General features: G+C 49.6%; 8 protein-coding genes. 7 read left to right on the top strand and 1 reads right to left on the bottom strand.

Annotated elements, in window-relative coordinates; translation table 11 throughout:
• Positions 1 to 47: 47 nt before the first annotated feature.
• The 6 genes from H8B09_RS13625 (at position 48) to H8B09_RS13600 (ending at position 7,219) form a co-directional block, all read left to right on the top strand.
• The gene (locus tag H8B09_RS13625; protein ID WP_224753583.1) at positions 48 to 1,001 is read left to right on the top strand and encodes a bile acid:sodium symporter family protein; all 954 of its coding nucleotides are present in this window, start codon (positions 48 to 50) and stop codon (positions 999 to 1,001) included.
• An 85-nt stretch (positions 1,002 to 1,086) separates the two neighbouring features.
• Positions 1,087 to 2,910: a two-component system histidine kinase PnpS gene (pnpS, locus tag H8B09_RS13620; protein ID WP_191204531.1), complete on the top strand. Its 1,824-nt coding sequence runs from the start codon at positions 1,087 to 1,089 to the stop codon at positions 2,908 to 2,910.
• Positions 2,911 to 3,020: 110 nt separating this feature from the next.
• Complete coding sequence (locus H8B09_RS13615; protein ID WP_191204074.1) at positions 3,021 to 3,743, top strand: response regulator transcription factor; 723 nt, start codon at positions 3,021 to 3,023, stop codon at positions 3,741 to 3,743.
• 142 nt (positions 3,744 to 3,885) lie between these two features.
• On the top strand, positions 3,886 to 4,197 hold the full coding sequence (locus tag H8B09_RS13610; RefSeq protein WP_191204073.1) for a response regulator transcription factor: 312 nt from the start codon (positions 3,886 to 3,888) through the stop codon (positions 4,195 to 4,197).
• A gap of 24 nt (positions 4,198 to 4,221) precedes the next feature.
• Positions 4,222 to 4,650, top strand: a complete 429-nt coding sequence (locus H8B09_RS13605; RefSeq protein WP_191204072.1) for a chemotaxis protein CheW — start codon at positions 4,222 to 4,224, stop codon at positions 4,648 to 4,650.
• A complete protein-coding gene (locus H8B09_RS13600) occupies positions 4,637 to 7,219 on the top strand; it encodes a chemotaxis protein CheW (protein ID WP_191204071.1) in 2,583 nt (860 codons plus the stop codon). The genes H8B09_RS13605 and H8B09_RS13600 overlap by 14 nt, the downstream gene beginning before the upstream one ends.
• Positions 7,220 to 7,291: 72 nt before the next feature.
• On the opposite strand, the gene H8B09_RS13595 is transcribed toward H8B09_RS13600, so the two are convergent.
• Complete coding sequence (locus tag H8B09_RS13595; protein ID WP_191204070.1) at positions 7,292 to 7,990, bottom strand: response regulator transcription factor; 699 nt, start codon at positions 7,988 to 7,990, stop codon at positions 7,292 to 7,294.
• A 345-nt stretch (positions 7,991 to 8,335) separates the two neighbouring features.
• Here H8B09_RS13595 and H8B09_RS13590 point away from each other — a divergent pair, with 345 nt between their 5' ends.
• Positions 8,336 to 11,461: a response regulator gene (locus H8B09_RS13590; RefSeq protein WP_224753582.1), complete on the top strand. Its 3,126-nt coding sequence runs from the start codon at positions 8,336 to 8,338 to the stop codon at positions 11,459 to 11,461.
• The last annotated feature ends 74 nt before the right edge of the window (positions 11,462 to 11,535 follow it).

Raw genomic sequence — 11,535 nt, 5'->3', positions numbered from 1 at the left:
AATCGTAGTATACTGAAACGTAATTGCTGCGAGAGGGATGAAATGGGTTGGCTTTTAGTCGCTGGTTTGAGAAATGGATGTTCCTGCTGATTCCCGGATCGCTAATTATCGGGTTTCTATGCTCTTCGGTGCTGCGTCCAATGGTGGATGCGGTACCTTATTTATTTGCTTATGTAACGCTTACGATGGCGATTGGCTGCGGCTTGGGACAACTCCGCGAAGTGCTTCGGCGTCCCGGCATTATTGGCTGGACTTTCGTATTGACGCATATCGCCGCCCCATTGATCGCTTATGGGATAGGCGCTGCATTATTTGGTCCTCATTCGCCTTATGTTGTCGGGCTTGTCTTGTTCGCCATTATTCCGCTTGGGGTATCATCGGTTCTCTGGGTGGGCATGTCTGGAGGAAGCATCGCTCTGATGCTTGCATTAGTGGTATTGGATTCTGCGGTGAGTCCGATCGTAGTGCCTTCAGGCATTAAGCTTATGTTCGGAGCTGTCGTGGATATTGATACTGGCGGGATGATCCGTGATCTCGTGCTCATTATCGTTGCTCCTACGATTATCGGTGTAATGCTGTACGAGTTATCCAAAGGCCGCATTCAGAGCAAGGTGCAGCATATTGCCTCTCCAATATCGAAGCTGTGCTTCGTTGCAGTGGTTGCGCTTAATGCCGCGGCGATTGAACCTTATGTTGAGCAGTTAAAGAGTGATATGATCCGTCTTGTGCCTGTCAGCATTCTACTTGTTGCAATTTGTTACGCGCTAGGCTATTTCGGTTCGCTGCCATTCCGGAACCGAGAGACGCTTGTTACAGTGTCGTATGCCTCTGGCATGCGCAATATATCGCTTGGTATCGTACTGGCAATGGGATACTTCGACCCGCTGTCAGCCGTACCTGTCGTCCTATCGATTCTCATCCAACAGCCGATGGCGACGCTATTTCACTACGTTTTACCGCATAAGAATGTACAAGCTTCCGAATCGTTTACAAAAACTTAACAAACCCGATGCTGGCGAACCGTCGCCCATCCATGTACGATAGAAATCGTATGCTGCCTTGAGGCGACAGGAGTTGACAAAAATGATGAACAGCTTTCGTTCACGCTTAACGCTTATTATGATTGGCATTATCGGGTTATCGGTGCTTGCCTCCGGTCTTCTGATGGCCCAAATGTTCAAACAGAATCATATTCAAGCTTTGGAAGAGAGCATGGTGCGGGAAATTCGCATCCTTGCAGCAGGGATGAAATGGGAATCGGCAGACGATAACATGACTGCCCAATTTCAGTATTATTCGCAAGTGGCATCCGACATGAAGCGGAATGCGGATTCCCGCATCACTTTTATCCGGACAGACGGTGTCGTATTGGGCGATTCGGACCACGATCCGCACACGATGGATAATCACAAGTCACGCAAGGAAGTTGCAAAAGCGTTGTCGGGTGATATAGGCAGCAGCATTCGGATGAGCGATACGACGAATCAGAATATGCTGTATGTTGCTATGCAAGTACAAGCAGATCAGGGACCTTATATTATCCGACTTGCAATGAGCCTGGAGGATGTGGAGCAGAGCATTCGCAATCTATGGACGGCGCTTATCGTCTGGCTGCTGGTGCTGTTCCTCGTTGCTGCGCTTATCAGCTATCGAGTGGCAAGCGGAATGACACGTCCGCTCGAGCAGATAACGAAGGTTGCCAAGCGGATTCAGCGTCAAGAATACATAGCTCGCGTAACAGTGAAGAAGCAGGACGAAATCGGTGAATTGGGTTATGCCATCAATGCAATGGCGGATAGCCTGCAAGTACAGATGGAGCGCATTCGTCAGAACGAAAGCCAGCTGGAGAGCGTGCTCGACAACATGATTAATGGTATCGTTATGATCGATGTGACGGGTCATATCGTCTTGCTGAGCCGTCGTGCGGAAGATATTCTCGGGTTCACCTCGCGCGAGCTAGTCGGCCGCCACTATTCGGACGCTAGACAGCAGCATGAACTGACCTCGCTCATTCGAGAGGCGTTCGAGAAACAGTCGTATATTCATGAAGAGATGACGTTCTATTATCCAGAAGAACGGCTTCTGGAGCTTAACCTCGTGCCTGTGATGCAGGATAATGAATTCGTAGGCATTCTGCTAGTGCTGCAGGACGTATCGGCCATTCGCCGACTTGAGCGGATGCGCAGCGAGTTCGTTGCGAACGTATCGCATGAGCTGAAGACGCCAGTTGCAGCAGTAAAAGGCTTCGCGGAGACTTTGCTTGGCGGTGCGGTTAAGGATGAAGAGACGACGCGTTCATTCCTGCAAATTATTTATGATGAGAGCGAGCGGCTTAATCGTCTCATTGGTGATATACTAGAATTGTCCAAAATCGAGTCAAGGCGCGTGCCGCTAACGTTCTCGCCGGTAGAGATGCAGTCGTTCGCAGCGAAGACGGTTCAATTGCTTGAAGCGGAAGCTGCACGCAAGTCGATACGACTCGATCTTATCGCTGAAGGCGATATCTATGTAGAAGCGGACGAGGATCGTCTCCGTCAAATTATGATGAATCTGCTGTCCAACGGCATTAATTATACGCCAGAGGGCGGCAAGGTAACGGTAATGGTGGAGCCTGTATGGCCGGCATCGGTTAGCCCGTATGCGCTGTCTGATGAAACGCGGGACGATTATGAGCGTATACGTATTGTTATTAAAGATACAGGTATCGGCATTCCGAAGAAGGACCTGCCTCGCATCTTCGAACGGTTCTATCGTGTGGACAAGGCACGTTCGCGTAGTTCAGGCGGTACGGGACTTGGATTGTCGATCGTCAAGCATCTCGTCGAGCTTCATAACGGTACGATAGCGGTTGAGAGTGAAGTGGGAGTCGGTACGAAGTTTACGATCGAAATTCCTGTCATTCATCCTTAAGTATGGGAAGAAAAGTATTGACCAATCTTGACGATACCATGATAAAATAGTTATAAAATTGTAATTTTCGCGTAAAGTCATTGTCGATAATGCGCGAGTTGGAGGATTCCATGTCTCATAAGGTGCTGGTCATAGAAGATGAACCGACGTTGGCGCGTTTGTTGTCGTATAACTTGACGCAGGAAGGCTATGAGACGACAGTCATCGATCATGGTGGCGAAGGGCTGCAGGCTGCACTGCAGCGCAGCTTCGATCTCATTATTCTTGATATCATGCTTCCGGGGATGAATGGTTTCGAAATATTGACCCGTCTCCGGCAGCATGGCATTCGGACGCCAATCATTATTCTGACGGCTCGCAATGCAGAGGAAGAAGTCGTACAGGGACTGAAGCACGGCGCGGATGACTATATAACGAAGCCGTTTGGCGTTGCGGAGCTGCTCGCACGTGTTTCCGCTGTTCTGCGTCGGACACAGCAGGACGAAGGCAAAGCAACGATTGAATCGAACGAGAAGGTTATAACAGCTGGCGATCTGTCGATTTTCCCGGAGAAGTACGAGGTTGTGCTTAATGGCGAGACGGTTCCGCTGCGGCCGAAGGAGTTCGAGGTGCTGCTCTACCTCGTGCAGCGTCCAGGTATGGTTATTACCCGGGATGACCTGATGAATATCGTATGGGGCTTCGATTATATCGGCGGTCAGCGTACGGTCGATGTGCATGTCAGCTCGCTTCGCAAGAAGCTGGAGCTTGGTCAACAATCCGTTCAGATTGAATCCATTCGCGGCGTCGGCTATAAGCTGGTGCTTCCTAAGAAACTCGGTACCTTCAAGTGAGAAGGGGACCGAGTTTTTTTGTTGTTAAGCCAATATTTTAAGCAATTGTGAGGAAAGTAAATGAATGATTAATACTTTTTGTGATTATAAATTAATAGTATTGCCTTACATTTAGGACGACAAATTGTGTAAGGGAAGATGAATGGTGATCGAACAACAACGATTCGATGAGCAGTGCCAGTTGACGAGCCGCGAATTCGAGGTCGTCTCCTTGATTGTTTTTCACGGTTATACCAATAAGGAACTGGCTGACAGTTTGTTTATAAGCGAGAAAACGGTGAAAAACCATGTCGCTAACATTTTCAAAAAAATGAATATTACGAGTGTCCGCAAACTGATGTCGATCTGCATGAGCAGCATGCTCGCAGAGGGCGGGTACAGCAGTGACAGCGCAGAGCTGAAGCGTGCACGGCTTGCGCTTGCGCTCGGCAGAAGAATGAAGCATATATCGTAGCGGATCGAGAGGAGCAAGGAAGCGATGAGTGCGCAGCAGCAGTACATTGAAGTCGGGATCGCAGAGGAGCGATACGCGATACCGATTCAGGACGTGCAAGAAATCATTCGTATGCAGCCTTACCTACCGATTCCGAATGCGAGGCGAAGTATTCTGGGCGTTATTAATTTGCGAGGGAGCATCGTGCCTGTCGTTACGCCAGGCAGCCGCTTTCGGGCGGAAGAATCGGAACTGTCACGGATGGTAATCGTGCAGCTGGATATGGACGTTGTCGCATTCGTTGTGGATCGTGTTCACCGCGTTACGACCTATAATCAAATGCATCATTACGAGGAAGCCAAACGATCTGAACGGTTTATAACGGGAATCGGGCTGAATGAGGCGGATCAAGAATGGGTGAATATGCTCGATGTCGTAACGCTGCTGCAGGAGGATGCTAATGCTGCACAATGATCAGCTGTTATCGACCTATTTGAATGTGTATCTGGATGAGCTTGATGAGCAAGTGCAAGTGATGGATGAGCAGCTGTTGGAATTGGAGCAGTATGGCAGCCAGCCCGTCATTCTGCAGACGATATTCCGGGCAGCTCATACGCTGAAGGGTTCTTCAGCCGTTATGGGATTCGATCAGATTAAGAATATGACGCATATGGTCGAAACGGTATTCGATGGTCTGCGGTCTCATCGCCTGCGCGCGAATGGCCGCTTGATGGATACGTTGTTCCGCTGTGTCGATTATCTCAAGCGGCAGCGGGAACGTTTCCTGCAAGGCATACACGAAGAGGAGCAAATCGGCGATTTAGTTGTACTGCTGAACGCCTTTGCTAGCGGTGATGAGGCTGGACTTATCGCCCCAGATCCTTCAGTCGATCAGCCTCAAGCGAAAGGTAAGGAGCAGACGTCTGCAGACGCAGCATCTGCTGCGATGCAGGCTTCTGACTTCCAAGAAGGGCAGCTGGAGGACGTTCGTTCCGAGTTGACGGCAGGAGCTAATGTGCACCTGTTCGTGATTAAGCTGAAGGATGATACCGAGCTGCCTGCGGCTCGTGCGCTTCTCATTATTGGGCAGTTACGCGAAGCAGCGAAGGTGCTTGCGGTCTCGCCAGATGAGGCGAGTCTCCCTGCCATTGAGCAGGGCACAATGCAGATCGGCTGCATTGTGTCAGAATGCGAGTCCGTAGAGACGCTGAAGCAATTCGTGTTGGAGATGGCAGACGTCGAGGATGTTCAATGCAGCGGACTGTCACTGAATTGGGTGCTGGATAAAGATAAACAGCCGCTGCCTATATTCGAGACGTCGCAGCAGCCTGAAGATCGTCCGCGGGCGGACGGCGGGAAGTTCCAAGCGACACAGACGGTAAGGGTCGATGTGAATCGGCTAGAGCATCTGCTGAATCTCGTTGGAGAGCTCGTCATTGGCCAGACACGTCTGATCGATGTGAACAGCCGATTCCGCGCGTTGGAGCAGCAAGACAATGGTGAGTTGGCACTGCTGGAGGATGTTACAGGACATATAAGCCGAGTTGTCGCTGAGCTGCAGGACGGCGTCATGAAGACGCGTATGCTGCCGATCGAGCAGTTGTTCAATCGATTCCCCCGCTTAGTTCGTGATCTTGCGCAACAAGTTGGCAAGGAAGTCGATCTTGTCATCGAAGGCAAGGAAACAGAGCTCGACCGTACGCTGATCGAAGAGATAAGCGATCCACTAATTCATATTCTTCGGAATGCGGTCGATCATGGGTTGGAGCTGCCAGACGATCGGGAGAGCAAAGGTAAGCCGCGCAAGGGACGAGTCGTCATCCGAGCGAGTCATGAGGAGAATACGATTGTCATCCGGGTAAGCGACAATGGTCGCGGCATTCATGCGAATGCCATTCGGAGCAAAGCGGTCCAGAAGCGTTTCGTCACGGAAGAGCAGGCGGAGCAGATGACGGATAAGGAAGCGATCGGACTTATTTTCCACTCCGGTATGTCAACGGCAGAGCAGGTAACCGATCTGTCGGGCAGAGGCGTCGGGATGGATATCGTTAAGACGCGCATCGAGAAGCTGAACGGCATCATTGATATCGATACGACGGAAGGCGATGGCACGACAATTACTGTTAAACTGCCGCTTACGCTCGCTATCATTCGCTCGCTGCTTGTTGGTCTTGGCGATTTTGTATTCGCATTGCCGATTGTGAATGTTATTGAAATCTCGCATATGAACGAGAGCGATATCAAGACGATTAATTCCCGTGAGATGTGCATGGTGCGAGGCGAGCTGCTGCCTTTCGTCCGAATGGATCGGCTGTTAGGCGTACAATCCTGTGGGGCGGGAAGCGGGAAGAAGCTGTTCGTCGTTACGGTCGGGATTGGCGAGCAGCGTGTCTGTCTGTTATTCGATCGGTCGATCGCGAATCAAGAGATTGTCGTCAAATCACTGGGCTCTTACATAGGACAAGTACCGTGTTTATCCGGGTCGACCATTATGGGCGATGGCAGCATTGCGCTAATTCTAGATATTGCTGCTATTGTTCGTAGAGCTACTCAATCGCAGCAGGTTGCGACTAATCGCTCGCGCAGCGTACAGCAGAGCATTAGAAGCGAAGTAAAGCGGATTACGTTCCTGCTGAACGGAATCCATTATGGCATTGATATTCAAGCCGTCAAAGAAATTGTTCGTGTGCCGGACATTATGCCATCGGCCCAATCAGACCGTTATATGCTTGGACTCATTCAGCTTCGTGATCAACTGCTGCCGATTTATCATCTAGGTACGTTTCTTGCGGGTGCAGATAACTCAGAGGTGGGTGATGATCAGTCTCGCGTGTTGATCGTCGATATCGGTGACCGGCAGTCGGGATTGTTGGTCGATGAAGTGGTAGAGGTTGTTGCGGTAACGAAGGAAAGCATCGAGCAAGCGCCAGAGGAAATTACGCGGAAACAGCGTGCAATTAATGGAGTCTATCGAATGGACGAGCATCTTGTCTACCAGCTGAGTATGGACGTACTGAAACAGATGGTAATCGAAAGACAATAGAGGGGTGCACGCACCCCTCTATTTTTGTACCCCTAAACGAGGTTGCTCATTTCATTAAGGTCTCTATAGAAGTTATCTCATAAATTTATAGCCGACGCCCCAGACAGTTTTAATATATTGCGGCTCTTTCGGGTTGCTCTCTATCTTCTTGCGTAGGTTCGTAATATGTACATCGATGGCACGTTCGTTAATGTAAGAATCGATACCGCGGATCGCGTTGATAAGTTCTTCACGGCTGAACACCTTGCTTGGATTGTGGTAGAGAAGCTTCATGATTTCGAATTCAGAGTAAGTCGTCTCGATCTCCGCGCCGTTGCAAACAAGCAGTCGCCGTGCCAAATCAAGCGTCAGCGTACGCTCATCGACAATTGGAGCTGCAGGTGGTGGGGATGCGAGCTGTGTATGCAATGCAGTTGTACGACGAAGAACAGCTTCAATACGAGCCTTCAGCTCTTGCATGCTGAACGGCTTCACCATGTAGTCATCCGCACCTTCGCTAAGGGATTGGATGCGCTCGGACACTTTGGTCTCTGCTGAGATGACGATAATCGGAATATTCGTAAACTCTCTTAACAAGGCGCAGGCGTTGATTCCTTCGGTGTCCGGGAGCATGAGATCCAGCAGGATCACATTTGGTGTATAGTCCTTCAATGTTTGCAGGCCTTCTCCAGCGCTTGCTACACGTACGACTTCATACTGTTCCTCTGTTAGATATAGGCTTAACATGTCACCGAAGATATTATCATCTTCAATAATAAGTACTTTCGTCATTGTTGTGGACCCCGCCTTAATGAAACGAATGTTAGGATTGCTAATACTTTGCTAATAATTAGGTGTGTTTTTAATTATATAATGTCGAAATATGTCCGTCTATCTTCAATTTAGTATAAACTTATTTTCATAGGACTAGAACCAACCGCTGTAAGTACCAGGAAGGATGATCCCGCGATGTACGAGCACTTTCTACTTAATCTATCATTACTCGCCATATTCACTTTCGTCGGAATCCAGCTGCTTATTCAACCTCATGCTAGAACTATATCGTCAAAAGCAAGCGCGATATTAATCGGTTTGTACATGGGATTAACTGGACTAGTGCTTTATGAGTTCGGAGTTATGACTAGCGAGGGTTATATACTCAGCTTGCGAGCCGTTGCCATACTCGTTGCGATGCATTTTGGCGGGGTTATATCCGGGATCATTTCGCTGATTATAATGTCCATTCCTGATATGGGAGTTCTAAGCGTTTGGATTCGATCATTGCTTGTACTTGGTGCGATTGCTGCATGCGCGTACTTTATTATTCGTAACAATGAGTCCTACAAACGCCGTTGGTTGCTGCTATCGGTTTCCACCATTGCGATATTCATTCTCTCAGGGATTGATCGGATCCCAGAATTGTTCCGGCTCGGTACGACGATTCCGTACTTAACTACTGCATGGCTCGGCATTCTATTCATCAGTTTTCTTATTCGCTACTTGCATAAGACGACCGAAGTGCAGGAGCAGCTCAAGGAGACGAAAGATGAACTGACCAATACGATGCGCATGCACAATGGCATTACGTTTAAGATTGTGAAACAGGACGAGCAGTATGTTTACAAAATGATTAGCGGGAAGCTGCTATCGAAGCTTGCGGAAGCGATCGGCGGCGATGTGCCTGATTTTAGTTCGGAGTTGAAAGCATTCTCGTTCCTGCCCGGCGCCTCAGGCGCGAAGTTCAAAGGAAACATTGATAGCGTCTGGAATTCTGGCATGTCCAGCGCCTATGAAACACGGGTAAGCCTGCTCGACCTGTGGGTTACGCTCCAGCCCATCGTCGAGAATGAGGTTGTCACGTCCGTTATCGGCACCGTGATTGATATTTCGGAGCAGAAGGCAGCCGAGCGCCGCATCCATGTAAGCGAAGAGCGTTACCTGTCGCTGGCGGAGAATCCGCAAGATTTTATATTAGAGCTCGATCGCAGCGGCAGCATTCTATTCGCCAATAGTTACTTCTGCAGCATGATTCGTAGAGGTCAGCAGGAGACGATAGGACATTCGTTGTTCGAGCTTGGCATGAAGATGAATGAGTCGCAGTGGCGGAAGCATTGGAACGAAATTGCAGCTACAGGACGTAAAACCGGCTTTGAGACGACGGTTGTCATGTCAGATGGACAGGTCCGGGTATATTACGTCATCCTGTCCGATATTCACGGGACGTCCGAAGTGGAAGGCTATATGATCTGCAGTATGCATGAGATTACCGAACTGAAGCAGGCGGATCAGGAGAGCCGTGCGAAGAGCCGATTTCTGGCGCGGGTCAGCCATGAGATTCGTACGCCGCTCAACGGGATTATCGGTTTGGCGCAGTTGATGAAGCATACCGAATTGTCGGATACGCAGCAGGATTATTTGAACAAAATGATGTCGTCTTCGCATCTGCTGCTCGGCATTATTAATGACATCTTGGACCTGTCAAAGATCGAAGCGGGCAAGCTTAATATGGAGCAGATCGACTTCGATATGGATGAACTCGTCTACGATCTGACGAATACGCTCTCCGTGTTGAAAGGGATTAAGCAGGTGGAGGTTATCGTGGAAACGGACGCCAACCTTCCCGCGTTGTTGAAGGGCGATCCCCTGCGGCTGAAACAAATTCTCATGAATCTATGCAGCAACGCCATTAAGTTTACGGAACAAGGCCATGTTCATCTCTATATTCAGCATCTGCAGCAAACCGACCGCAAGGCAAGCATTCGTTTTACCGTCGAGGATACAGGTATTGGTATGTCGAAGGAGCAGCTGCGCATGCTGTACGAACCTTTCTGGCAGGCGGATTATGACAGCGGCGGGAAGCAGCCGGGTACCGGCTTGGGACTTCCGATAGTGAAAGAGCTCGTTTCCCTTCTTGGCGGAGAATTGCGAGTAAGCAGCGAGACTGGCATCGGGAGCCGATTCCAGTTCGAATTGGAACTGCCGTTAGCGAAGCAAGATGAGCGGCGAACATGGGCGCTCCATGCGAATAGAGGTCGCATTCGGATTCATCTGGTCGAGGATGACCGGTTGAATCGTGACATTATTGCCCGTACGATGGAATCATTCGGTTGTCAGGTAACGTTCTCGCAGACGTGGGATCATCTGCATCAGTTTCTAGAGCGAACATCGCGAATATCCGAATACATGGACTGTATCGTGGTTGATATGGAGATGGACGATATGTATGGCGAGCATACTTGGCACCGAATTATGGACCTGTGCGACAGAAGCAATGTTGCAGTTATCGCCCTTACCTCCGCCTATGCACGCGAAGAAATTATGCAAATGATGGGTGATCGGCTGCCGAATGCAATGCTCAGCAAGCCGACAAGCCGTCTGGAGCTTTATCAGACGCTTCGGCGTATGGTAAGCAGCGGAGACGCGGAAGTTGCAAGCGCAGGCAGTTCCGATGGACATGTCGCGGCTGCCGCATCTAACTCCAACGGACGGCCAAGCATTCTGCTTGTTGAGGATAATGCGATTAACCAGCAGGTAGCGGGAGAACTGCTCCGTCACCATGGCTGCGACGTAACGGTTGCTAACCATGGCCTTGAAGCGCTTGAGCATCTACAAGACCAAAGCTTCGACCTTATATTGATGGATATGTATATGCCCGTATTGAATGGTTATGAAACGACCAAACGAATTCGGGCGAATTCGGACTATTCGCATATCCCGATTATCGCGCTTACCGCCAATGCGATGCAGAATGATCATCAAGTCTATTATGAGGCAGGCATTAACGATATTGTGTTAAAACCGCTGGATGCGGAAGTGTTAAGAAAATGTGTGAGTCAATGGCTGCCGTCTTCCATGGATCGGCATGTGAGCCGCCATCCGGAAGAATGGGCATTATATGATTCGATTCGGCAGACGATTCTGGGAGTCGATCTCGATCACATGCTGCAGCGGCTTGAAGGGAAGGTGTCGATCGCATTGCACATTCTTCATCTATTCAAGAAGGAATATACCGGTTTCGCTGATCGGGTCATTCGACTGTTGAGCGAGGGACAAGGCCGAGATGCAGCAAGGGAAGTGCACACGTTGATTGGCGTTGCGAAGAATATGTCCGCAAACCGTCTCGCCGTTGCAGCTATCCAGTTAGAGGCGGTTATCATTGATAACCCGACGGCTTATGTTGGCGCACTGGAAACGGCCTCTGCCGAGATCGAAGCCATTATCCGGTCATTGCCTGAGCCATTATTACAGTCGAATAAATCCTAACGAGTCGTTCTGCTGCCACCTATTTGTGGTGGCGGACGGCTTTTTTATTTGACAATTTGCATGCTTGCAACGCG

Source organism: Paenibacillus terricola, assembly GCF_014779765.1.
GTDB classification, from domain to species: Bacteria; Bacillota; Bacilli; order Paenibacillales; family Paenibacillaceae; genus Paenibacillus_T; species Paenibacillus_T terricola.
This window is presented reverse-complemented; position numbering and strand designations above follow the sequence as displayed.